21 protein-coding genes and 2 tRNA genes are annotated in these 22865 nt (G+C 60.6%); 22 read left to right on the top strand and 1 reads right to left on the bottom strand.

Going from position 1 to position 22865, the window contains the following annotated elements:
* Positions 1 to 177 precede the first annotated feature (177 nt).
* The 16 genes from rpmE (at position 178) to SFLMC1_RS01415 (ending at position 19367) form a co-directional block, all read left to right on the top strand.
* Positions 178 to 597: a 50S ribosomal protein L31 gene (gene rpmE / locus SFLMC1_RS01490; RefSeq protein WP_152073544.1), complete on the top strand. Its 420-nt coding sequence runs from the start codon at positions 178 to 180 to the stop codon at positions 595 to 597.
* A gap of 343 nt (positions 598 to 940) precedes the next feature.
* Positions 941 to 3748, top strand: a complete 2808-nt coding sequence (gene secA, locus SFLMC1_RS01485) for a preprotein translocase subunit SecA (RefSeq protein ID WP_152073545.1) — start codon at positions 941 to 943, stop codon at positions 3746 to 3748.
* Positions 3748 to 4896, top strand: coding sequence for a peptide chain release factor 2 (gene prfB / locus SFLMC1_RS01480; protein WP_152073546.1), 1149 nt, complete (start codon positions 3748 to 3750; stop codon positions 4894 to 4896). The genes secA and prfB overlap by 1 nt, the downstream gene beginning before the upstream one ends.
* A 130-nt stretch (positions 4897 to 5026) precedes the next feature.
* Positions 5027 to 5917 (top strand): YitT family protein, encoded by an 891-nt coding sequence (locus SFLMC1_RS01475; RefSeq protein ID WP_152073547.1) that lies wholly within the window; start codon positions 5027 to 5029, stop codon positions 5915 to 5917.
* Positions 5918 to 6124: 207 nt separating this feature from the next.
* Positions 6125 to 6955 carry a transketolase gene (locus tag SFLMC1_RS01470; protein ID WP_152073548.1) on the top strand — a complete coding sequence of 277 codons (831 nt, stop codon included), beginning with the start codon at positions 6125 to 6127 and terminating at the stop codon, positions 6953 to 6955.
* Between the two features lies 1 nt (position 6956).
* Positions 6957 to 7898 (top strand): transketolase family protein, encoded by a 942-nt coding sequence (locus SFLMC1_RS01465; protein WP_152073549.1) that lies wholly within the window; start codon positions 6957 to 6959, stop codon positions 7896 to 7898.
* A 446-nt stretch (positions 7899 to 8344) separates the two neighbouring features.
* On the top strand, positions 8345 to 9565 hold the full coding sequence (gene ftsE / locus SFLMC1_RS01460) for a cell division ATP-binding protein FtsE (RefSeq protein ID WP_152073550.1): 1221 nt from the start codon (positions 8345 to 8347) through the stop codon (positions 9563 to 9565).
* Entirely contained in the window at positions 9552 to 10472 is a 921-nt protein-coding gene (gene ftsX / locus SFLMC1_RS01455; RefSeq protein WP_152073551.1) for a permease-like cell division protein FtsX, read from the top strand. Before ftsE ends, ftsX begins: the two co-directional genes overlap by 14 nt.
* A gap of 193 nt (positions 10473 to 10665) precedes the next feature.
* Complete coding sequence (locus SFLMC1_RS01450) at positions 10666 to 12801, top strand: ribonuclease R family protein (protein ID WP_152073552.1); 2136 nt, start codon at positions 10666 to 10668, stop codon at positions 12799 to 12801.
* A gap of 174 nt (positions 12802 to 12975) precedes the next feature.
* Positions 12976 to 13581: a recombinase family protein gene (locus tag SFLMC1_RS01445; protein WP_152073553.1), complete on the top strand. Its 606-nt coding sequence runs from the start codon at positions 12976 to 12978 to the stop codon at positions 13579 to 13581.
* A 120-nt stretch (positions 13582 to 13701) separates the two neighbouring features.
* Positions 13702 to 14268 (top strand): VanZ family protein, encoded by a 567-nt coding sequence (locus SFLMC1_RS01440; RefSeq protein WP_226814225.1) that lies wholly within the window; start codon positions 13702 to 13704, stop codon positions 14266 to 14268.
* A gap of 204 nt (positions 14269 to 14472) precedes the next feature.
* Entirely contained in the window at positions 14473 to 15324 is an 852-nt protein-coding gene (locus tag SFLMC1_RS01435) for a MurR/RpiR family transcriptional regulator (RefSeq protein WP_152073555.1), read from the top strand.
* Between the two features lie 10 nt (positions 15325 to 15334).
* Positions 15335 to 16258: an N-acetylmuramic acid 6-phosphate etherase gene (gene murQ / locus SFLMC1_RS01430; RefSeq protein WP_152073556.1), complete on the top strand. Its 924-nt coding sequence runs from the start codon at positions 15335 to 15337 to the stop codon at positions 16256 to 16258.
* Positions 16259 to 16315: 57 nt separating this feature from the next.
* Positions 16316 to 17746 (top strand): PTS transporter subunit EIIC, encoded by a 1431-nt coding sequence (locus tag SFLMC1_RS01425; protein WP_152073557.1) that lies wholly within the window; start codon positions 16316 to 16318, stop codon positions 17744 to 17746.
* Positions 17747 to 17862: 116 nt separating this feature from the next.
* Entirely contained in the window at positions 17863 to 18915 is a 1053-nt protein-coding gene (locus SFLMC1_RS01420; RefSeq protein ID WP_152073558.1) for a MupG family TIM beta-alpha barrel fold protein, read from the top strand.
* Positions 18916 to 19007: 92 nt separating this feature from the next.
* On the top strand, positions 19008 to 19367 hold the full coding sequence (locus tag SFLMC1_RS01415) for an arsenate reductase family protein (RefSeq protein WP_152073559.1): 360 nt from the start codon (positions 19008 to 19010) through the stop codon (positions 19365 to 19367).
* A 134-nt stretch (positions 19368 to 19501) separates the two neighbouring features.
* Here SFLMC1_RS01415 and SFLMC1_RS01410 read toward each other — a convergent pair whose 3' ends face one another.
* On the bottom strand, positions 19502 to 19912 hold the full coding sequence (locus SFLMC1_RS01410) for a hypothetical protein (RefSeq protein WP_152073560.1): 411 nt from the start codon (positions 19910 to 19912) through the stop codon (positions 19502 to 19504).
* Between the two features lie 276 nt (positions 19913 to 20188).
* Here SFLMC1_RS01410 and SFLMC1_RS01405 point away from each other — a divergent pair.
* The 6 genes from SFLMC1_RS01405 (at position 20189) to SFLMC1_RS01380 (ending at position 22775) form a co-directional block, all read left to right on the top strand.
* Positions 20189 to 20262, top strand: a tRNA-Gln gene (locus SFLMC1_RS01405).
* Positions 20263 to 20279: 17 nt separating this feature from the next.
* Positions 20280 to 20353, top strand: a tRNA-Glu gene (locus SFLMC1_RS01400).
* A gap of 98 nt (positions 20354 to 20451) precedes the next feature.
* The gene (locus tag SFLMC1_RS01395; protein ID WP_152073561.1) at positions 20452 to 21369 is read left to right on the top strand and encodes a hypothetical protein; all 918 of its coding nucleotides are present in this window, start codon (positions 20452 to 20454) and stop codon (positions 21367 to 21369) included.
* Positions 21359 to 21829, top strand: a complete 471-nt coding sequence (gene smpB, locus SFLMC1_RS01390) for an SsrA-binding protein SmpB (protein WP_152073562.1) — start codon at positions 21359 to 21361, stop codon at positions 21827 to 21829. Before SFLMC1_RS01395 ends, smpB begins: the two co-directional genes overlap by 11 nt.
* A gap of 209 nt (positions 21830 to 22038) precedes the next feature.
* Positions 22039 to 22542 carry a flavin reductase family protein gene (locus SFLMC1_RS01385; protein ID WP_152073563.1) on the top strand — a complete coding sequence of 168 codons (504 nt, stop codon included), beginning with the start codon at positions 22039 to 22041 and terminating at the stop codon, positions 22540 to 22542.
* An 89-nt stretch (positions 22543 to 22631) separates the two neighbouring features.
* Positions 22632 to 22775, top strand: coding sequence for a rubredoxin-like domain-containing protein (locus SFLMC1_RS01380; RefSeq protein ID WP_055251878.1), 144 nt, complete (start codon positions 22632 to 22634; stop codon positions 22773 to 22775).
* The last annotated feature ends 90 nt before the right edge of the window (positions 22776 to 22865 follow it).

The following is a 22865-nucleotide window of genomic DNA, read 5'->3' as shown; positions in this document are numbered from 1 at the left end:
AGGAACGGTGGAGATGTGTTTCGATGGGTCAGATTCGTGTCGTTCCGAAAAGACCGTGAACCTTTTGTGGGACACGCGGCGCCGTGGTACCATAGCCGAGTTTGTTGTCTTGGTCGGAAACCAAGACGCCTTATGCGCTGATCGGTAACCAGCGCCTGACCAATAAGGAGTCCTACCATGAAGCAGGGTATCCATCCCCAGTATGTCGAGTGCACGGTGACGTGCTCTTGCGGCAACACCTTCAAGACGCACGCTACCGTGTCCGAGATGAAGGTTGAGCTTTGCAACGAGTGCCACCCGTTCTACACCGGCCAGCAGAAGTTCGTCGACACCGGTGGACGCGTCCAGCGCTTCGCCGACAAGTTCGGTGGCGCCGCTGCCGCCCAGCTCAAGAAGGCCGAGGAGGCCAAGGCTGCCAAGGCTGCCAAGGCTGCTGAGGCCGAGGCCGCTCGCAAGGCCGCCGCTGAGGCTAAGGCTGCCGAGAAGGCCAAGCGTGCTGCTAAGTTTGCCGAGGAGGCTGCCAAGCAGGCCGCCGAGGCTCCCGCAGAGGCTCCCGTCGAGGAGGCCGCTGCCGAGACCACCGAGGCTGCTGAGTAAATAGCTCGCCGCGGAATCGCTCGCATTCATGGCATAAGGGCCGCGCATCCGTTTGGGTGCGCGGCCCTTTTCTTTTAATTGGTGCAGGCTAACCCGTTCCCATTGCACCAGATTGGTGCGAAGGGGACGGGTTGGTTTGCACCAAATGGCAGAGAGGCGGCGTTTGCCCAGATAAAACCTGCCAAAATAAACCTGTCCCTTTTTGGCAGGTTGGTCGTAGTTATTACGTGGCGGTCGAGGTCGACCGTATAGGCCGCGCCTTGTTTGGCTAAAGTACATTTATCTGTGTTTAACTCGCCCAAGGCTGCATGGCACGGGCGATGGCCAAAAAAAGGAAAACCACATGGGATTCATGTCAAAGCTGCTGTCCTTTGGATCCGATAAGGACCTTAAGCGCTACTACAAGATCGTCGACCAGATCAACGGTCTTGAGCCCCAGTTTGAGAAGATGACCGAGGAGGAACTCCGCGCCCAGACCGATAAGTTCCGCGAGCGTTACGCCAACGGCGAGTCGCTTGACGACATGCTTCCCGAGGCTTTTGCCACCGTGCGTGAGGCTTCCAAGCGCATCACGGGCATGCGTCACTTTGACGTACAGCTCATCGGCGCCATGGCGCTTCATGAGGGTCATATTGCCGAGATGAAGACCGGCGAAGGCAAGACCCTTGTCTCCACCTTGGCCGGCTACCTCAACGCTATCGCCGGCAAGGGCGTGCATGTCGTTACCGTCAACGATTACCTGGCAAAGCGCGACTCCGAGTGGATGGGCCGCATCTACAAGTACCTGGGGATGACCGTCGGTCTGCTCCAGAACAACATGCCGCTCGAGCTCAAGCGTCCGGCCTACCAGGCAGACGTCACCTACGGCACCAACTCCGAGTTCGGTTTCGACTACCTGCGCGACAACATGGTCACCCGCCCCGAGCAGCGCGTACAGCGCGGCCACAACTATGCCATCGTCGACGAGGTCGACTCCATCCTGATCGATGAGGCCAGAACGCCGCTCATCATCTCGGGCGCCGGCACCAAGTCCGCCAGCACCTATAAGGACTTCGCGCGCGCCGTGCGCGGCCTGGAGCGCGGTGAGGACGTGTCGCACGACATGCTCACCGCCACCGAGGACGTCGAGCCCACGGGCGACTACGTCATGGATGAGGCCAAGCACACCATCGCCGCCACCGAGCGCGGTCTTAAGAAGATCGAGCGCCGTCTGGGCATCGAGGACATCTACGCCGACTTTTCGGGCCAGCTGGTCAACCACCTACAGCAGGCGTTGAAGGCCCAGTACATGTTCCATCGCGACAAGCAGTACGTGGTCACGAACGGCGAGGTCAAGATCGTCGACGAGTTCACCGGTCGCATCATGGAGGGCCGCCGCTATTCCGAGGGCTTGCACCAGGCCATCGAGGCCAAAGAGGGCGTGCTCGTGCGCGAGGAGAACCAGACGCTGGCCACCATCACCTTGCAGAACTACTTCCGTCTGTATGACAAGCTCTCCGGCATGACCGGTACGGCACTCACCGAGGATGCCGAGTTCCGCGAGATCTACAAGCTGCCCGTCGAGGTCATCCCCTCCAACAAGCCCGTCCAGCGTGTTGACCACGAGGACCTGGTGTACCGCACCATCCAGGCCAAGTACAACGCCGTTGCCGACGACGTCGAGCGACGTCACGCCAAGGGCCAGCCGGTCCTGGTGGGCACCGTCTCCATCGAAAGCTCCGAGAAGCTGTCGGCCGCCCTTACCAAGCGCGGCATCGCGCACGAGGTCCTCAACGCTAAGCATCACGAGCGCGAGGCCCATATCGTTGCCCAGGCCGGACGCTACGGCGCCGTGACCATCGCTACTAACATGGCCGGTCGTGGTACCGACATCCTGCTGGGCGGCAACCCCGACGAGCTGGTGCGCGAGCGCCTTGAGCACGAGGGCCTGACCATGGAGGACGTGACGCCCGAGCAGCTCGAGCAGTTTAACGCCGAGGCCAAGGAGACCTGCAGCGCCGAGCGCGAGCGCGTGCTTGCCGCCGGCGGCCTGACCGTCATCGGCACCGAGCGCCATGAGTCCCGTCGTATCGACAACCAGCTGCGCGGCCGCTCCGGTCGTCAGGGCGATCCGGGCGAGACTCAGTTCTACCTGTCGCTCGAGGACGACCTCATGCGCCTGTTCGGCGGCGACAAGATGGACCGCGTCTCCAAGATGATGGTCACCGCCGACATGGGCGACGACATGCCCATCCAGCACAAGATCATCTCCAAGGCCGTCGAGAATGCCCAGCACAAGGTCGAGAGCATCAACTTCTCCATGCGCAAGAGCGTCCTCGAGTATGATGACGTCATGAACAAGCAGCGCCAGGTCATCTACGCCGAGCGCAACAAGATTCTGGACGGCAAGGATCTGACCGACCACATCACCGAGGTCATGCGCGACACCGTGTACCGCTGCGTGCAGGAGTTCTGCACCAAGGACAGCCACGATGGCGAGCGCGACCTGGAGGGCCTGCGCAAGTGGGTCGTGGAGCTCACCGGGCATATTGATACGCCCAAGTTCCCCGACGAGGACTTTGAGGCCCTGGCTGCCGATGTCCTGGCCTACGTCGAGAAGTGCTACAACATGAAGGCCGAGCGCCTGGGTGAGGACCTCATGCGCGAGCTCAACACCCAGGTCATGCTGCGCGTCATCGATACCCGCTGGATGAACTACCTGCAGGAGATGGACTACCTCAAGACCGGTATCGGACTGCGCGGCTTTGGTCAGCGCGACCCGCTGGTCGAGTACAAGACCGAGGCTTACGGTGCCTTCCAGATGCTCGTCGACACCATGTACGAGGATTACCTGCGCACCGTCCTGCGTATCGAGGTCAAGGCCGCCCCGCACGCCGTGGAGCACAAGGAGGACCCCGCGCTCGAGGGCGCGCGCTTCTCCGGCCCCGCCGATGTCGATGGCGACAACGGCAGCTCGGTGCTGCGCAAGCAGGCACAGGTGCAGGCTCGTACGGCCGTCCAGGGAGGCCCGGCTGCTGTCAACAACGGCGGCAAGGTGACCACCTACCGCAAGGACGAGAGCGACGATCCGTACGTCAACGTTGGCCGCAACGACCTTTGCCCCTGCGGCAGCGGCAAGAAGTTCAAGTACTGCCACGGCAGGAATCGTTAATGGCCGAGGCTTTAGAGGTAACGCCCACCGAGCTGGATGCGTTTGCGGACCGGCTCGGCGAGGTCGAGTCGTATCTTCATTTGGACGAGAAGCGCACGCGCGTGACCGAGCTCGAGGCAAAAAGCGTGGCCCCCGGCTTTTGGGATGACGCCGACGCCGCTCGCGCCACCATGGAGGAGATCGCTCGCGCCAAGGAAGATATCGCTGCCGTGGATACCGCGCGCGGCGAGCTATCTGACGCCCGCGCGGCGCTGGAGCTTGCCGAGGAGATGGGCGACGACCCCGATGCCGCCGCATTGTGCGAGGAGGCTGCCGCTACGGCAGGACGCCTGGCCCGCGCTATCGACGAGCTTGAGCTTTCGAGCTGGTTTACCGGTGAGTTCGATCACGGCGACGCGATTGTGACCATCAAGCCCGGACAGGGTGGCCTGGAGGCGCAGGACTGGACCTTCATGCTCTTTAAGATGTACATGAAGTACTGCCAGCGTCGCGGCTGGAAGGTCACCATTAACGACTGCCCCGCGGCCGAGGTCATCGGCATCGACCGTGCGACCTTTACCGTCGAGGGCAAGGACGCGTTTGGCATGCTGCGCGCCGAGGCCGGCGTCCACCGTCTGGTGCGCATTAGCCCCACCGACGACAAGAAGCGCCGCCAGACCACGTTTGCCGGCGTCGAGGTCATCCCCGTGCTGCCTGACGATATCGACATCGAGATCAGTCCCGACGATATCCGCGTGGACGTGTATCACGCGAGCGGCCCGGGCGGCCAGGGCGTCAACACCACCGACTCCGCCGTACGCGTGACGCATTTTCCCAGCGGCATCGTTGTCACGTGCCAAAACGAGCGTAGCCAGATTCAAAACAAGGCCGCGTGCATGCAGATTCTCAAGGCCCGTCTGTACGAGATCGAGCTCGAGAAGCGCGCCGAGGCGCTCGACGAGATTCGTGGACCCAAGACCACGATCGGGTTTGGCAACCAGATTCGCAGCTACGTGCTCTACCCGTATCAGATGGTCAAGGACCTGCGCTCGGGTGTGGAGACCAGCAACGTCGAGGCTGTTCTCGACGATGGCGATCTGGATCCATTTGTGATCGGCTACCATCGCTGGGCAACCGGCAACGCCGATGCGGAAGGTTCGGACGCCTAGGCACATGGCTGGCTCCGGGTCGATGCAGACACTTCGCAGGGGTGGTATTTGCTCGGTGAATCGGTAGAATCGAATACGGCAAGAAGTTCAAGGCGCACTCGTTTGGGTGCGCTTTTTTGAGGGAGGCAGCATGGCATATCGTCTGGACATCAAGCGCATTCTTTCGATGAACTTCTTTCATGACTTGCCCAAGATCATGTTTGGCTGCGCCCTGGCAGCTATCGCGACGGACCTGTTTTTGATTCCCAACGGCCTTGCCGCCGGCGGTGTTACGGGCCTCGCCACCATTATTCAGGCGGTTGGCGCCTCGCATGGCATATCGCTGCCCGTCGGTATCCAGACAATTGTGATGAATGCCTTGCTGCTGCTGGTGGTTATGCGTGCGGGCGGCATGTTCTACGTGGTGCAGACGGCGACGGGCTTTGTGCTGCTGGGCTTTTTCACCGACCTGTTCGCTCCGTTTGTCGCGCCGCTGGCACATGCCGATCTGATGCTGCCTGCTATGTGGGGCGGCATCATCACGGGCGTCGGGTATGGCATGGTGTTGCGCGCCGGGGCTAACACTGGGGGCTCCGACACCATCGGTCAGATTATCTCGCGCAACACATCGCTGCCGGTTGGCTCGACCGTCATGGCGATCGATGTTGCCGTGTGCGCGCTGTCGGCCCCGGTCTTTTCGGTCGAAAACGCGCTGTATGCGGGCCTTTCGATGGTCATTAGCGGCTACGTGATCGATGCCGTGGTCGACGGCGGCAACAGGCGCCGTATGGTTCTCATCATCTCGGACAAGTTTCCCGATATCGCGGCCGACATCATGTATGGCCTGGGCCGCGGCTGCACCAAGCTGAGGGCGACCGGCATGTACTCGGGTGCCGAGAAGCCGGTGATCATGGTAATCGTGAGCCGTCGCGAGCTCAACACGCTCAAGACGATCGTGCGCGAGCGCGACCCGCGCGCCATCGTGACCGTGGCCGACGTTACGGAAACCTTCGGCGAGGGATTCAAGGACATTAACGCGTAGGGCCGACTGCGCTCCATCCAAAAGACGTTCACATTGATAAACCGTTTCATCAGCGGTTCTGCCTGCTCAATTGTTCAAATAATGATAAAAACTCTGGTAAAGCCATCAGTTTCCAGCATAATGAATGACGTACGTGCATTGCGGCTGTGTTGGGACGACCTTCTGTGCCGTGCGCATCTTGTCTAAAGAGGATGAAAGGAAGGCACAATGAGCGACGAAGAGCTCAAAAAGGTTGCCAACGAGGTAAGGAAGGGCATCGTCACCGGCGTGCACGCTGCCAAGTCCGGCCATCCGGGCGGTTCGCTCGGCGCTGCCGACATCATGACCTATCTGTACTTTGAGGAAATGAACGTCGACCCGGCCGACCCCCGCAAGGCCGACCGCGATCGCTTCGTGCTTTCCAAGGGTCACTGCGCGCCTGGTCTGTACGCCGTGCTCGCCGAGCGCGGATTCTTCCCCAAGGAGGATCTCGAGACGCTGCGCCACATCGGCAGTCACCTGCAGGGTCACCCCAACATGAACGACACCCCGGGCGTCGACATGTCCACCGGTTCGCTCGGGCAGGGCATCTCCGCCGCCGTGGGCATGGCCGTTGCCGCCAAGCACTGGGGCGATACTTACCGCACGTACGCCCTGCTGGGCGACGGCGAGAGCGAGGAGGGCCAGGTCTGGGAGGCCGCCATGTTTGCCGGCAACCAGCAGCTCGACAACCTCTGCGTGATCGTCGACCACAACGGCCTGCAGATCGATGGCCCCGTCGAGGAGGTCAACGATCCCATGCCGCTCGCCGACAAGTTCCGCGCCTTCAAGTTCCATGTGGTGGAGCTCGCCGACGGCAACGATTTCGACCAGATCCGCGCCGCCTTTGCCGAGGCTCGCGCCACCAAGGGTCAGCCGACCGCCATTATCGCCGAGACCACGAAGGGCAAGGGCGTCTCCTTTATGGAGAACCAGGTGGGCTGGCACGGCAAGGCCCCCAACGATGAACAGTTTGAGCAGGCCATGGCAGAGCTCACGGCCGTCGGAGAGGAGCTCTAGGATGGCAGACGTCAAGAAAATCGCCACGCGCGTAAGCTACGGCGAGGCCCTCGTCGAGCTCGCCAACGAGCACGATGACTTCGTGGTCCTCGACGCCGACCTGGCCGCCGCCACGCAGACCGGCAAGTTTAAGGCCGCCTGCCCCGATCGCTTCTTCGATGTGGGCATCGCCGAGAGCAACCTGATGGGTGTTGCCGCTGGCATCGCGACCACCGGCCGCGTCGCCTTCGCGAGCACCTTTGCCATGTTCGCCGCCGGCCGCGCCTTTGAGCAGGTCCGCAACTCCATCGGCTATCCGCACCTTAACGTTAAGATCGGTGCCACGCACGCCGGTATCTCGGTGGGCGAGGACGGCGCCACGCACCAGTGCTGCGAGGATATCGCCCTGATGCGCGTTATCCCCGGCATGACCGTGATTGTTCCCGCCGACGACGTCGAGGCCCGCGCCGTGACGCGCGCCGCTTACGAGTGCGATGGCCCCGTGTACATGCGCTTTGCCCGTCTGGCCTCGCCCGTTATCAACGATCCCGAGACCTACAAGTTCGAGCTGGGCCGTGGCATCGTCATGCGCGAGGGCACCGACGTCACCATCATCGCCTGCGGCCTGATGGTCGGCGAGGCGCTCGAGGCCGCTGAGCAGCTTGCTGCCGCGGGCATCGATGCCGAGGTCATCAACATGCACACCATTAAGCCCATCGATGCCGACCTGATCGTCAAGAGCGCCACCAAGACCGGCCACGTCGTGACCGTCGAGGAGCACTCCGTGATCGGTGGCCTGGGCAGCGCCGTTGCCGATGTCCTGTGCGAGCAGTGCCCGACGCCGCTCAAGAAGATTGGCGTCAACGATACCTTCGGCGAGTCCGGCCCGGGTGCCGAACTCCTGCACAAGTACGGCCTGGACGCCACCAACATCGTGGCGACCACCAAGGAGTTCTTGGCCTAGGACAAGACGAGGCAAAGTATCGTCTCAACAAACACATCCAAGCTAGAACAGGGGCGTCCCCGAAGAGGGAACCCCTGTTTATGTTGAATTTAAATGAGAGTCCTGCCAAGCATAGTTCCCTTGGGGAAACGGGCCCATCTCAACAAAGTGCAATTCAGCCAACCCCAAGCATGGCGCTGCTGCACCCAATAAAAACGCGGCGGCCCCTGAGTAGCCACAGGCCGGGCACAGGGTTACCCTCCAAATCTTTCCGCAGGACGGAGGAAGCCCCGCAGCGCGAAGCGCGCAGCGGGGCTTCCGACATGTCCGAGGACGATTTGGAGGGTAACCCTGTGCCCGGCCGACGGGACCCAAAACCCCGCCATGCTTCTTATGTGCAGCAAAGCTAATGCTGCTAAAATACAAAGCGCTCATGTAGTTTAAACGCACGACGATAAGGAGCACCAGTGGGTAACCACTTCCGTACCTCCGGTGCGGGCGATAAAGCCCCCAAGACGCAGCCGAGCGTCGCGGGCAGTCGTTTCGCCACTCCGGATTCAGAGGATCAGCTGTTTAGCCCGATCCCCGCACAGCCGGCAGATCAGGCACGGCCGGCGGCAGATCCCCTTGCCTACAACCCCAACAACGATGTTGCGCTTTCCGGCACGGCTGGCTTTGAGCCCGTTCAGACGGTGACCGCCCGCGTGGCTCAGCCTCAGACGAGCGCCGCCACGCCGCAGCCTACCATGGCCGGCATCCCCGATCCCATGGCCCCTGCGGCTCCCGCGCCGCAGCCCGCGCAGTCCGGTCTTTTTGCCGGCATTCCCGACCCCACGCAGCCTGCGGCTCCCGTGGTCGAGCGCGATCAGGCCGCCGAGGTCGCAAGCCTCGACAACGCGCTCAACAACCCCGACTTCACGTCGGTGTTTGCGCCCATCGACCCGCAGGCCAGCCGCAAAAAGATGGCCAAGCAGGCCGGTGTCGAGCCCGTCATCCTTATGGAGCACGTCACCAAGATCTATCCGGCGCAGCCCAACAAGCCCGCACTCGACGACATCAACATCGAGATCTATCCGGGCGAGTTCGTCTTTTTGGTCGGTCACTCCGGCTCGGGTAAGACCACGCTGCTTTCGACGCTCAACCGCGACGTCAAGCCCACCAGCGGCCGCATTTTGGTCGCCGGCCAGGATCTCATGAAGATCAAGAACCGCAAGGTTCCGTTCCTGCGTCGTCAGATTGGCGCCGTGTTCCAGGACTTTAAGCTCCTGCCGCAGAAGACCGCCTACGAAAACGTGGCGTTTGCCCTGCAGTGCATCGGTAAGCCCAAGGGCGTCATTCGCAGTCAGGTGCCCGAGGTGCTGCGTCTGGTCGGTCTGGCCGACCAGATGGACTCGCTGCCCGATCAGCTTTCCGGTGGCGAGCAACAGCGCGTGGCCGTTGCCCGCGCTATGGTCAACCGTCCGCCGCTGCTGATTTGCGACGAGCCCACGGGCAACCTCGACCCGGCGATTTCGCTGGGCATCATGAAGCTGCTCGAGCGCATTAACCGCACCGGTACCACCGTGATCGTCGCTACGCACGACCGCGAGATGGTCGATAGCATGCACCGTCGCGTGATCGCCCTCGAGGGCGGCCACGTAATCCGCGACCAGGAGAGGGGAGGTTACGGCAACTATGGCACCAACTAACGTGGGCTACTCGCTCAAAGAGGCAATCAGCCACTTCTTCCGTAACTGGACCACCTCGCTCGGCGCCGTCATCACGATTTTCCTTTCGCTGTTTATCATCGGCCTGTTCATTATGGGTTCCGCGATGCTGAACTCCGTGATCGGCACCGTCGAGGATCAGGTCGTCATCAACGCCTTTATTAGCGATGACGCCGACCAGGCAGATGTTCAGGCCTTTGAGGCCGAGCTCAAGACGTGGAGCAACGTCAAGTCCGTGACGTACAAGGACAAGGACGCCGCGCTGGCCGAGTACACGAGCAAGATGTCGGGTAACGCCGACGCTACCATGAGCGCGCTCGACGGTCAGAACCCGCTGCCGGCTTCGTTCGCCATCGAGATGGATGATCCGTCCAAGGTCGAGAGCACGGCTCAGAAGCTCAAGAAGAACGCCGATTTTCAGAAGATCGCGGATGACGGCGACGTTAACGCGAGCGTTCTGTACGGCCAGGAGGAAGTGAGCCGCCTGTTCCAGGTGACGAACTACATCCGTATCGCCGCTGTGGTGCTCGTCGGCCTGCTGACCTTTATCGCGTTCATTTTCATTAACAACACGATTCGCCTGTCCATTACGGCGCGTCGTCGTGAGATCGCGATCATGCGTCTGGTGGGCGCAAGCAACGGCTTCATTCGCGGGCCGTTCATTACCGAGGGCGTGCTGCAGGCCATCTTAGGCTCGCTGCTTTCCATCGGCGTGCTGGAGCTGCTGCGCAACCTGATGGTTCCGCGTCTGCAGGAGAGCATCGGCTGGATGTCGTTTGCGCTGCCGATACAGTACTACCTGGTGACCTACGCCGCGCTGATTTTGGTCGGCGTGCTGATCGGTCTCTTTGGTTCCGCCATCGCCATGCGCCGCTATCTGCGCGTGTAGGCGTGATTGGAATTCGTTCCTTTAACGGGTCGTCTCTTTTGGGGGCGGCCCGTTTTTTGATCCCGAGGGGACGGCAGGATTGCGGATCATCGTGGCGCTGGTCTATCTATGTGACCCGCAATCCTGCCGTCCCCTCGGGATCATTTGGGTAGACTCTTGGGGTGTAAACGGCCATCGATAGTAAGGAGGCGCCATGGGGCGCAATAACAAGCATAAGCGTGGAGCTCGCAATAAGCGCGGGCCGGTGCGCAGCGAGCGTCGCCCGAGTCTGACCGGACGCGTGCAGCTCCATGAGCATAGTGCCTACGTTGTAACCGAAAACGGCGACTACAAGGTCATGGGCCGCGGCAAGCGCGAGATTATGGACGGCGATACCGTTGCCGTGAGCATTAAGAACAGCCCACATGGCGAGCGACGCGCCGTAATCGAGGGCGTCGTCGAGCGTGCGGCCATGAGTGTGGTGGGCACGTACCAGACCGCCGGCCCGCTCGGGGTGATCGATTCGCTTGACTCTCGCCTTAAGGCCGATTTCTTTATTCTGCCGGAGGACACCTCGGCGGAGCGCTTGGGCGTTCATCCGGGTGATGCGGTCGTCGCTCGCATTCTGACATATCCGACGCGCCTGGAATCGGGCACCGTGACGATCGAGCGCCGTATTGGCGGCGATGATGCGCCCGATTTGGGCGTTCAGTATGTGATGGCGCGCTATGGCTATACCGATACGTATCCCGAGGCCGCGCTAGCCGACGCCGAGGCACTTTCGCTCGATGTGGCCTCGGCACTCAAGGACCCGCTTCGCCGAGACCTGCGCGACCGCTTTGTCATTACGATTGACCCGGTCGACGCGCGCGACTTTGACGACGCCATCTCGCTGAAGCGCACGCCCGAGGGTGGCTACAAGCTGGGTGTCCATATTGCCGACGTTTCGCACTATGTCGCCTGGGACGGACATATCGATCTGGAGGCCCGCCATCGCACGACGTCGGTGTATCTTGCCGATCGCGTGCTGCCCATGTTGCCCGAGCGCCTGTCGAACGATTTGTGCTCGCTGCGTCCCGACGAGGACCGCCTGGCGTTTACCGTCGACATTGAGCTCGACGCGCAGGGTCGCGTGCGCCATTACGATCCCTATCCCAGCGTGATCCGCTCGCGCGTGCGCATGGACTACGACGGTGCCGAGGCGCTGCTGGTACGTGCCCGTGCGGTGGAGTATTCGGTGCTGGAGGGTGCCGCCGAGGATGTTGCCGCGGTTGAAGCCTCGCGCGAGGAAGCGCTCGAGCGCGGGCTTGCGTGCGAGAAAACCGCCCGCGGCTATAACGTCGACTTGGGGGATTTCCTCGTAGCCGCCAACGAGCTCGCCGAGCTTCGCCGTCGTATTCGCCGTGCGCGCGGTTCGGTCGACTTTGATACGGCCGAGATCCGTGCGCTGTTGGACAGGGATGGCGTGCCCGTGCAGATCGTGGCCCGTGAGCGCTCGTGCGCCACGTCGCTGATTGAGGAAGCCATGCTGCTGGCCAACGAGTGCGTGGCGGAGTGGCTGGCCGACCGCGATATCGAGGCCTGCTATCGCGTGCACGACGATCCCAGCCCCGACAGCCTGCACGGTGCCGCCGTGGCGCTGGCACAGCTGGGTATCATCGATGACCGTCGCGCGGCAGGCATTGCTCTGGGAAGCCCCGACGAGCTGCAGGCGGCGGTTGATGCCGCAGCCGGTACGGCCAACGCGCCGCTCGTCAACACGTTGCTGCTGCGCAGTATGCAGCGTGCACTGTACAAGCCGCGCAACGAGGGCCACTTTGCACTTGCCGCGCCGTGCTATTGCCACTTTACGAGTCCCATTCGCCGCTATTCCGACCTGGTGGTGCATCGCGTACTCAAGCTGCAGCTGGCCTACGAGCGGCTGGGCGGCAAGGACGCCTTGGTGCGTACGCCGCGGCTGATCGGTAAGGGCCGCGAGTCCCTGCCGCGCATCCTGCCGCAAATCTGCCGCGCGTGCAGCGATGCCGAGCGTGCGGCCGACGCCGCCAGCCATGCGACGCAAAAGATCAAGATCGCCCAGTACTACGAGGACCGCCTGGGTGAGCGCTACGCCGGAACGATCTCGTGGGTCAGCAGCATGGGCCTTTTTGTGCGCCTGGATCTGACACAGGTTGAGGGTTTGGTTTCGATCAAGAGTCTGGGCAACGAGTGGCTCGAGTTCGATGAGGACGCGCTCACGCTCACGGGCGCCGACACGGGGACTCGCTATGAGCTGGGGCAGCGCGTGATCATCGAGGTCTCGCGCGTCAACACCACGCGCGGGCACTTGGATTTCAGGCTTATTCATTAGCCGGAATTTGCTGATTGATAGAGAACGGGGCGGTCTTTTGGGGCCGCCTTTTTTGTGGCGCATCAATCGTCTTGCCGCTCGTGCGCTTGCGTCTTCCGCCTGCTATAGGGGAGATAAAACCTACCAAAATAAACCTGTTCCCTTTTGGGAGGTTTACGAGAGAGCGGGGATGAGATGACAACGGTGTACGGGTATGCGCGGGTGAGCTCGCGTGATCAGAATCTGAATCGGCAGCTGGATGCGCTGGGCGCCTATGGCGTGGAACCGGCGAATATCTTTGCCGATCATGCGAGCGGCAAGGACTTCGATCGACCGCGGTATCGCGAGCTGCTGTGCGCGTTGGATTCCGGTGATGTGCTGGTGGTACTTTCCATTGACCGGCTGGGCCGTAACTACAGCGAGATCCTCGAGGAATGGCGGTGCATAACCAAAGAGCTCGGCGCCGCCATCGTGGTGCTGGACATGCCATTGCTCGACACGCGCGCCAGAGACTGTGGTGGGTCAGACGTGACGAGTGCCTTGATTGCCGATATTGTTTTGCAGCTGCTGAGCTATGTGGCGCAGGTGGAGCGCGAGAACATTCATCGGCGCCAAGCCGAGGGCATTGCGGCGGCGCGAGCGCGCGGCGTGCGCTTTGGCCGGCCCCGCAAGCCCTGTCCTCCGCAATTCGATCTGGTGCGCGTTACCTATGAGGCGGGTGATATCACGCGGAGTCAGGCGGCAAAGCGGCTAGGCGTGTGCGTGGGGACCTTCGATCGCTGGATGCGCGAGATGGAGTAGGGGCGCCACGGCCCTTTGGCACCCCAATTCGAACATTTTGGATTTCGCTACAGAGACAACTGCATTTGGGGGTACACTCGCTGCTGCTCAAAAAATGACGGAGGTTAGCCCTTGGCGCGTGTGAAGCACATAGTCGGATGGATTTCGGTTGTCCTGCTGGTCGTGACGCTGACAAGTATTTGGATACTGACGGAGCAAAACGTGGAGCAGACGTCGTCGCTCAGCGAGTCCACTGCGCGCGTGGTGGAGGGACGGGCCGCGGACGTGCGGCCCGACGCCGCGCAGGAGTCCCAGGCGGGGGATGCCGTCGAGGGCGCGGATTCAACGACTGCCACCGTTCATCCCGACCCGCTTGCGCCCGTTCGTCTGTGGATGGGTGCCAACATTCGTCGCGTCGCACATACCGTTGAGTTCTTCTTTGTCGGACTGTTAGCTTCGGCGACCGTGGCATGCCTGGGCGAGCGCCTGCCATGCGCGCGATTCCGGTACGTACTCGCTGCGCTCTTTTGCGCCGTCTGCTCTGTCGGTGACCAAGTGCACAAGATCTTTGTTCCTGGTCGTCATTTCGACATGATCGACCTGGGCTTCGATGCCGCGGGCTATGTCACCGCCATGCTGTTGGTATTGCTGGTCTCCGCATGGGTGCACCACGTGACGCGCCCCATCGGCGCCCATGCGAGGCGCTAACCGGTAACAAACCCGTTTCTGATCATGCGACCTCGTTGAATTATTTTGTGTCGCGCGTATTTCCGAGCGGTCGGATTTGAGGGGCGAGCGGTAGAACGCTCGCCCTTTGTGCGCCACGATGCGGCACAATGTACCGTAAAAGCTGTTTATATCCGGTACGAATCGTTCGTTGGTCTTTAATTCTTCTCAACGGAGGTGTTTGAGATGGCAAACGGATTGCTTTTGCGGCTTCGTGAACGTGAGCTCAGCGCGAGCCCGGCGGAACGCAATGTCATCGCATACGTAAGCGCTCATCCGCACGAGGTGGTCGGGCTGTCCGTCCGCGGTCTTGCCGATGCCACGTTCTCCTCGCCCTCGAGCATTTTGCGCTTTTGCAAGCGCTTGGGTTTTGCGGGTTACAAGGAGTTCCAGCGCGAACTGATCGCCGAACTGGCGCTCTTGGGTGATAAGAAAGACGTTGCCCTCGAGGACATCTCCATGGACGACGGCGTCGAACGTATCGTGGGGAAGGTGATGAAAAGCAACGTGCGCACGATCGAGGCGACGGCGCGAACGCTCGATTACAGCGTCTTGGAGCGATGCGCGGCCCATCTTAAGCGGGCACGCGCGGTCAATCTGTTCGGTATCGGTGCCTCTCGTTTGGTCGCGCACGATCTGGCGCAAAAGCTCATGCGTGTTGACAAAGTGTGCCATCTGTACGACGACTGGCATGATCAGCTTCTGTGTGCCAAGAACATGCATGAGGGCGATATGGCAATCGCCTTTAGCTACTCGGGCTTGACGCGAGAGGTGCTGGACTGCACCGTCGAGGCTCAACGTCACAACTGCCCCGTTGTGGCCGTGACCAAAGTAGATGGATCGTCCAAGCTTGCCACCATGGCCGATGCCGTGCTCGGCGTCGCCGCGAGTGAGCCCTTGGTCCGCAGCGGTGCCATGGCTTCGCGTATGGCCCAGCTTATGGTTGTCGATGCCCTGTACGCTGCTTACGTTGCCAGCGACTACGAGCGGGCGAAGCATGTCATTAAGCAAAACTACATCGAGAAACAGGAAAGATGAGGTGAATGAAATGCTCGATTTAACAAAATTCACGACCGAACAGCGCAATCTTAGGTCAATGGACCTCGATACGATGACATCGCTGCAAATCGTCACGACGATGAACGATGAGGATCTTCGTGCCGTCCAGTCGGTCACGAAAGTGTTGCCCCAGGTTGCCACAGCAATCGACTGGGCTGCCGAGGCACTCGAGCGCGGCGGGCGCGTCTTTTACATGGGTGCAGGCACCAGCGGTCGTCTGGGCGTGCTCGACGCTTCGGAGTGCCCGCCCACGTTTGGCGTGTCACCCGATCTGATTGTCGGGCTCATTGCCGGAGGCGAGACGGCGTTTATCAAGGCTGTCGAAGGTGCCGAAGACAGCGAGGAGCTTGGTGCGGGCGACCTGCGGGAGCGTGGACTCTCGGACAAGGATCTTGTCGTTGGCCTGGCGGCAAGCGGTCGTACTCCCTATGTGGTGGGCGGCCTTGTGTACGCCAAGGCAACTGGGTGCAAGACCATTGCAATTGCCTGTAACCAAGGGTCGAAGATCGGGGAGAGCGCAGATCTTGCCATTGAGCCCGTGCCCGGTCCCGAGGTGCTGACCGGCTCGACGAGGCTCAAGGCGGGAACGGTCCAAAAGCTCATTCTCAACATGATTTCGACCGGTGCCATGGTCAAGATCGGCAAGGTATACCAAAACCTGATGGTCGACGTACAGCAGACGAACGAGAAGTTGGTGGTGCGCGGCCAGAACATCGTGATGGAGGCGACCGGCTGCACGCGCGAGCGCGCTGTTCAGGCGCTTGCAGATGCCGGTGGGCACGTAAAAAACGCTATTGTCTCGGTGCTGCTGGACTGCGATACCGAGCAGGCTGCGGTAGCTCTTGGGCGGGCGCGCGGCCATGTCCGTGCTGCGGTGAGTGGCCATGAGAAAGGCAATGCCGATGCCCAATAGGTGCACGGCGTAAGCAGATGTGACATCCAGAAGAGATACCCGATACAAGGAGGAGTTATGACGAACAAAGAGCTGGCGCAAAAGCTGCTGGACCTTTTGGGCGGTAAAGACAACGTGCTGGCAAACGCGGCGTGCATGACGCGCCTGCGTGTGACCGTCAAAGACGCGGGCAACGTCGACGCGGAGGGTATTAAGGCACTCGACGGCGTGATGGGCCTTGTTGAGGACGACACGATGCAGATCGTGCTGGGTCCGGGCAAGGTGAATAAGGTGCTCGAGGAATTTTCCAAGCTCACCGGCCTTGCGAAAGGCGTTGCTGACGAGAGTGTGGTTGACGCTGCGGCCACAAACAAGGCCGCGCAGAAGGCCAAGTACGAGACCAAACCGGTTCAGGCCTTCCTTAAGAAGATTTCCAACGTCTTCGTCGCCCTGCTTCCCGGTATCATTGCGGCTGGCCTCATCAACGGTATCTGCAACGTCATCAATGTCTCGACGGCAGGCGCGCTTGCAGGCGAATGGTGGTATCAGGGCATTCGTTCCATGGGCTGGGCCCTCTTCGCCTATCTGCCCATCTTGGTGGGCTATAACGCGGCGCGCGAGTTTGGTGGCTCCGCTGCACTGGGCGGTATCGCCGGCATGATGTGTATCGCCAACAGCGCTATGCCCCTGCTTGCGCCTGGTGCCGCCGATCCCAGCACCGCTATTCTGCTGCCGCTCACCAATGCACAGTACAATCCCGCCGCGGGCGGCATGATCGCGGCTCTCATCGCTGGCGCATTTTTTGCCTGGATGGAGCGTCAGATTCGCAAGGTTATGCCCAACGCGCTCGATACATTCCTGTCTCCGCTGCTGGTGCTCATCATCGGCGCCTTTGCTCTGATGCTCGTCATCCAGCCGGTTGGCGCATGGCTAACGACTGCCATCTTTAGCGTTTTGACCTTTATCTTCGAGAAGCTGGGCGTTCTGGGCGGCTATATCCTGTCGGCAGGCTTCTTGCCGCTGGTGTCCGTCGGCCTGCATCAGGCACTTACGCCGATCCACGCTATGCTCAACGATCCCGAGGGCGCTACCAAGGGCATCAACTACCTGCTGCCCATCCTTATGATGGCTGGCGGCGGCCAGGTCGGTGCCGGTCTGGCGCTGTACTTTAAGACCAAGAACGCCAAGCTCAAGAAGTACGTTGCAGAGTCCATTCCCGTTGGTATCCTGGGCGTTGGCGAGCCTCTGATGTATGCTGTTACGCTGCCGCTTGTCCGCCCGTTTGTGACGGCCTGCCTGGGCGCCGGATTTGGTGGCGCGCTCGCGGCGCTGCTTCACATCGGCACGGTTTCTCAGGGCGTTTCCGGTCTGTTTGGCCTGCTGATCGTCGTTCCCGGCCAGCAGCTCGGCTATGTTGCCGCCATGCTGCTTGCCTATGCCGCCGGCTTTGTCCTGACGTGGTTCTTCGGCGTCGACGAGCAGAAGATCAACGAGTTCTTTGGCGAGTAGCCTGATGCTGCGCGCTATGTCATTCGAGCGTCTTGACGTGCCGCAGATCGCTTGATGCTATGGTTGTGCCGGCGGGGCTAACTGCTCCGCCGGCCTTTTTAAAGGAGAATCGAAGCGTGAGAACGGGTATTTCTATCTATCTTTCCAGTCCTCTGCAGGATATCGAGCGGACGATCGAGCTTGGTGCCGCGGCGGGTGCGCGCTATGCGTTTACCTCGCTGCATATTCCCGAGGATGGGGGAGCGGCGTATGCCGATAAGGTTCGCCAGGTGCTGTCGCTGCTTTCCGCTCGCGGTATTGCGCTCATTGCCGATGTGGGGCCGCGCACATGCGATCTGCTGGGCCTTGAGCGCATGGAGGACTTGCGTGATCTGGGACTGGAGTACCTGCGCCTGGATTATGGCTTTAGTCCCCAGCGGGTCGCGGAGCTGTCCGGTGTATTTCGCATCGTGGTCAATGCATCGACGGTGAGTCCTGATGAAATCGCATCGTGGCGAGAAGCCGGCGCCGATGTGACCCGTTGTGCCGCCTGCCACAATTTTTATCCCAAGCCCTATACCGGTTTAGCTCTGGAGGACATTGCTCGGACGAATCTTCGTCTTGCGGCCCTTGGCTTCGAAATCATGGCTTTTGTGCCGGGTGATGCCAACGTTCGCGGGCCGGTATTCGAGGGCTTGCCGACGGTTGAGGCGCAGCGCGGTCGCGCGTCAAAGGTTGCCCTCAACATGCTTGAGCTCGCACATGGCGCCGATTGCGACATTGTTTTGGTCGGTGACCCCGATCTTTCCGATGCGGGTTGGGCACAGTTTGCCCAGATTTCCGCTGGATATGTTGACATGCCGTGCCAGCTCGACCCCGGATACTCCTATTTGTTGGGGCAAGTCCATCACGATCGACCTGACTCGAGCGCCCTTATTTTTAGGTCTCAGGAGTCGCGCACGACGCTTAAGCCGGATTCCGTGCCGACGGATACCGGTGCCGGCCTGCCGCGAAAGACGGGGTCGATCGCTGTGAGCAATAGCGGCTATGGGCGCTACGAAGGCGAGCTTGAGATTGCGCGGGTCGATCTTCCCGGCGACGAGCGCATGAACGTTGTAGGCCATATTGCGCCCGAAGCGATGGAGTTGCTGCCGTTCGTTAAGCGAGGCTTTGGGGTACGGTTTGTTTAGCGTGTGACCCGTGGGCTACAATTGCTCCATGATGCGAAGGCGCCTTGTATGGTGTGTACCTGCGTTGGCCGATCTATATTCGGAGGATTCCCATGACCGTACTGTTTGTTGAATATCCCAAGTGCTCGACCTGTAAAAAGGCCAAGGCATGGCTGGACGAACATGGGGTTGAGTATATCGACCGCGATATCGTTACGGACAATCCCGCGGCCGATGAACTTGCGACCTGGGTTGCACGTTCGGGGCTGCCGGTACGTCGTTTCTTTAACTCGTCGGGCATGAAGTATCGAGAGCTGGGCCTGAAGGCGCGCCTGGATGCGGGTATGACGGACCAGGAATGCTACGAGCTACTGGCGACTGACGGTATGCTGGTTAAGCGCCCGCTGCTGGTGGGCGATGACTTTGCGATTCCGGGCTTTAAGGAAGCAGCCTGGGCCGAGGCGCTGCTGTAGCAACTGTGGAAAGCGCGTCCCGTTTTGAGCGCTGGTTCTGGGACACGGTTTCCGGTTGGAGGCTCTACGGGAAAGTGGAGACCAGTTTGAGCTTAAAATCTGGGACGCGCTTTCCGCCGGCGGGCCTGCCCCAGTCAGTCCTCCAGCTGCGCCCATTCGTGTGGGTCGTAGGTCTTTACGTACGTGTCGGACGTGTCGCTCCAGTACTCTTCGTCCATAAAGGGCAGGTATGCCTGAATGCCGGGGCAGATAAACGGAATCCGTTGCCGCTGCAGGCACTCGCGCTGCCGCCGCTCCAGGTTCGTCTCGGATATGACGGTCGGCATGCCGGATAGCTCGACGAGGCTTGCCTGGATGCGCTTGAGGTCGGGGAGCGCCGCATGCCATGACGTTCGCATGATCAAAAATGAGGCGCGGCGGTAGTTTGCCTGCACTACCGTGATGGCGGGGCGCAGTGTGGGATGGATTTTGTCCCGTTCGGGCCAAAGTTCAGCAGTGATCTCGAGCCCCAGGGTCTCCCATAGGTAATCAAGCTCTTCGTCCATGGCGCCTCGATATCTACGCGATCATTGATACTTCGATTGTGTTGCCTGATGCTATCGTTTTCGCGGTAGAATCTGCCAACGGTTGACGGCTACCGCTCGCGGCGTTTTGCCCTTCATGTACAGCGGTCGGCTTCACAGGTCCTTCACGGGTTGGACGAAATTAGGCCAATTTGACCGAATTTCAAAAAAGTCAAAATTGGGGCTTGCGTCATGGCGGGACTTCCCGTATATTTCTTTCTTGCGCAAAGGCACAGCCGAGCGCAGCAATGCAGTCATTGGGATGTCGTCTAATGGCAGGACAGCGGATTCTGGTTCCGTCAATGGGGGTTCGACTCCCTCCATCCCAGCCATTGCATTTGCTACATATGGCCCGTTCGTCTAGCGGTTTAGGACGCCGCCCTCTCAAGGCGGAGATCACCAGTTCGAATCTGGTACGGGCTACCCACAAATGAACGCCCGGGCCTCGCAAGAGACCCGGGTTTTGTGTATCGACCGTATATACGGCGCCTGCCGTGTTTCGCTCAGATCGAGGAGTAGCCATGGATCTGCCCATCAGCTTGCAAGACATCACGTATGCCGAGAACTATCTGGCGCAGGGCGACCTGGCTACGGCGACGCCGCTGTTGGAGCGCCTGGTGGAGCTTGCCGAGGAGTATATCGACGCCGAGTGCAAGACGGAGGAGAAGCGCCAATACTTTAGCTTCGACAGCAAGTTTGAGCGCTTGGCCTATCGCCGCGTGGAGAAGGATCCGCGCGAGCTCGTGCAGGTCGAGGTGCCGTTTGACCGCCTGTACTCTGACATGGCGTTTGCCTACATTCGCCAGCAGGATTATGTGAGCGCTCGTAATGCCCTGATGCAGGCTGTGCGTTGGGACCCCATGAACTGCAACTATCGCTTAGATTTGGCCGAGCTGTTCCGCGCACTCGAGGACAAGCAGGAATGGGCATCGCTCTCGTTCTCGGTGCTGGAGCGTGCAAGCGATGGCAAGTGCGCCGCCCGCGCTTACGCCAATCTAGGTCAGTACTTCTTGGAGCCCGAGACCGAGAATGTCTCGGCGGCCGTGGGCTGTGCTCGTCTGGCACTGCGCTTAGCACCCAACGATATGCACACGACACGCCTGCTCAACAAGATCCATACTGCCTATCCGGATGCCGCCGATGAGAGCGACGACCACGTGATGGGTGAACTGTCCCTGCAAGGCGTGCCGACCTCGCCTTCGGCCGAGATTGCCATCTGCCTGATTATGTGCGCGACCGATGCTGCAAGCGACGGCGACAAGCAGGAGGCGACGCGTCTGACGGTGCGTGCTCGCGACTTGGTGGGCGAGGAGGCCTGTGCGGCGATTATCAAACTGGTGCGCGAGAGCGACGCCGAGCTCAATGCCGAGCGCAAGGCAAAGCGCGACGCCGCGGGCTCAAACGTCGATGGAACCAAGGAGGTCGGCGATGCCCAGTAAGCGCGAGCGCAAGCTCATCTCCAAGAATCGCTCGGCACACCACGAGTATTTTATCGATGAGACCTTTGAGTGCGGCATTGAGCTGAGTGGCACCGAGGTCAAGTCGATTCGCGAGCGCGCGTGCCAGATCACCGACACCTTTGCGCTGATTCGTGGCGGCGAGTGCTGGCTCGTGGGCCTGCATATTCACCCTTATAGCCATGGTGGCGTGTGGAACCGCGACCCTGATCGCCGTCGTCGTCTGCTGCTGCACCGCAAGGAGATTGACTTTCTCGACGGTAAGCTACGTAATCGCGGCTCTGCCCTGGTGCCGCTGGAACTCTACTTTAATACCGACGGCCGCGTAAAGCTGCTGCTGGGCCTAGGCCGCGGCAAGAAGCTTTACGACAAACGCGAGGATATGGCCAAGCGCGATGTCCAGCGCGAGATCGACCGCGCCCTCAAGGAGCGCAACCGCTGACCACCCTTCATAAGTTGCGGTGGAATACGGACTGTTTTGCCTGTTTGAGGGGCTATTCAATCCCTATTTCACCGCAACTTGGTGGAGGGATTTGGCTGACCTACAATCTTGGCACATATGTGTACGGGGCGGCGCCCGTTATGGGTATCGCCTTTTTTGTGGGTACATACATCAATGAGGTTCCAGCCCGGGTTAGGGGAGTGATCGTTATGGACAAAACTGCGTTCTTTACCATGCCGAGCGGTCTGTACGTGGTGAGCGCCGCAGCAGATGGGCTGCGCGCCGGCTGCGTCATCAACACGGCGGTGCAGGTGACGTCCATGCCACCGCGAATTTCGGTTGCCGTGAACAAGGACAACGTTACCTCGGGCGTCATCGCATCGGCCAAAGCGTTCGCGCTGACCGTGATCGATCAAACCGCCGACATGCTCTACATCGGTAACTTTGGGTTCCGCACCAGCAGCGACTACGACAAGTTTGCCAAGTACGAGACCCGCGAGACTGCCCTCGGTATGCCCTATGTGCCCGAGCACGCGGCAGCCCTGTTTAGCTGCCGTTTGATCGACACTGTGGATGTGGGCACGCATCTACTGTTTATCGGCGAGGTCGAGGATGCCGAGCGCCTGGGCGACGAGACGCCGCTGACGTACGGCTACTATCACAAGGTCTTGAAGGGCAAGACGCCGCCCAAGGCTTCATCGTATCAAGGCTAGAAATGTTTTAAAAATACTTGCATTATATTATTGAGAATCTATACTAATAAATGAAGTACATCACCAGTCGCGTTCGAGAGGAGAACATCATGGCTGAGGAAAAGAAGACGTATAAGTTTGTGTGCGTCGTTTGCGGTTACGAGGTTGAGGTCGACACGCCCGAGCTGCCCGAGGACTACGTGTGCCCGGTGTGCGGCGTCGGTCCCGATCAGTTTGAGCTCGTCGAGGAGTAGCTCGTAGACACACGACTTGCAGCAACATATAGCTCTGTCCAAGGGCCCCGGTCGAATTTTCGGCCGGGGCCCTTTTCCTCCGTCCCCAAG

The organism is Collinsella aerofaciens, assembly GCF_901212495.1.
Lineage (GTDB): Bacteria > Actinomycetota > Coriobacteriia > Coriobacteriales > Coriobacteriaceae > Collinsella > Collinsella aerofaciens_H.
The sequence above is the reverse complement of the archived record's forward strand: the minus strand, read 5'-3'. Positions and strand labels throughout refer to the sequence as shown.

Excerpts from the sequence above, each read along its gene's own strand:
- rpmE (WP_152073544.1), top strand. The coding sequence starts at position 178 with ATGAAGCAGGGTATCCATCCCCAGTATGTCGAGTGCACGGTGACGTGC.
- secA (WP_152073545.1), top strand. The coding sequence starts at position 941 with ATGGGATTCATGTCAAAGCTGCTGTCCTTTGGATCCGATAAGGACCTT.
- prfB (WP_152073546.1), top strand. The coding sequence starts at position 3,748 with ATGGCCGAGGCTTTAGAGGTAACGCCCACCGAGCTGGATGCGTTTGCG.
- SFLMC1_RS01475 (WP_152073547.1), top strand. The coding sequence starts at position 5,027 with ATGGCATATCGTCTGGACATCAAGCGCATTCTTTCGATGAACTTCTTT.
- SFLMC1_RS01470 (WP_152073548.1), top strand. The coding sequence starts at position 6,125 with ATGAGCGACGAAGAGCTCAAAAAGGTTGCCAACGAGGTAAGGAAGGGC.
- SFLMC1_RS01465 (WP_152073549.1), top strand. The coding sequence starts at position 6,957 with ATGGCAGACGTCAAGAAAATCGCCACGCGCGTAAGCTACGGCGAGGCC.
- ftsX (WP_152073551.1), top strand. The coding sequence starts at position 9,552 with ATGGCACCAACTAACGTGGGCTACTCGCTCAAAGAGGCAATCAGCCAC.
- SFLMC1_RS01450 (WP_152073552.1), top strand. The coding sequence starts at position 10,666 with ATGGGGCGCAATAACAAGCATAAGCGTGGAGCTCGCAATAAGCGCGGG.
- SFLMC1_RS01445 (WP_152073553.1), top strand. The coding sequence starts at position 12,976 with ATGACAACGGTGTACGGGTATGCGCGGGTGAGCTCGCGTGATCAGAAT.
- SFLMC1_RS01435 (WP_152073555.1), top strand. The coding sequence starts at position 14,473 with ATGGCAAACGGATTGCTTTTGCGGCTTCGTGAACGTGAGCTCAGCGCG.
- murQ (WP_152073556.1), top strand. The coding sequence starts at position 15,335 with ATGCTCGATTTAACAAAATTCACGACCGAACAGCGCAATCTTAGGTCA.
- SFLMC1_RS01425 (WP_152073557.1), top strand. The coding sequence starts at position 16,316 with ATGACGAACAAAGAGCTGGCGCAAAAGCTGCTGGACCTTTTGGGCGGT.
- SFLMC1_RS01415 (WP_152073559.1), top strand. The coding sequence starts at position 19,008 with ATGACCGTACTGTTTGTTGAATATCCCAAGTGCTCGACCTGTAAAAAG.
- SFLMC1_RS01410 (WP_152073560.1), bottom strand. The coding sequence starts at position 19,912 with ATGGACGAAGAGCTTGATTACCTATGGGAGACCCTGGGGCTCGAGATC.
- SFLMC1_RS01395 (WP_152073561.1), top strand. The coding sequence starts at position 20,452 with ATGGATCTGCCCATCAGCTTGCAAGACATCACGTATGCCGAGAACTAT.
- smpB (WP_152073562.1), top strand. The coding sequence starts at position 21,359 with ATGCCCAGTAAGCGCGAGCGCAAGCTCATCTCCAAGAATCGCTCGGCA.
- SFLMC1_RS01385 (WP_152073563.1), top strand. The coding sequence starts at position 22,039 with ATGGACAAAACTGCGTTCTTTACCATGCCGAGCGGTCTGTACGTGGTG.
- SFLMC1_RS01380 (WP_055251878.1), top strand. The coding sequence starts at position 22,632 with ATGGCTGAGGAAAAGAAGACGTATAAGTTTGTGTGCGTCGTTTGCGGT.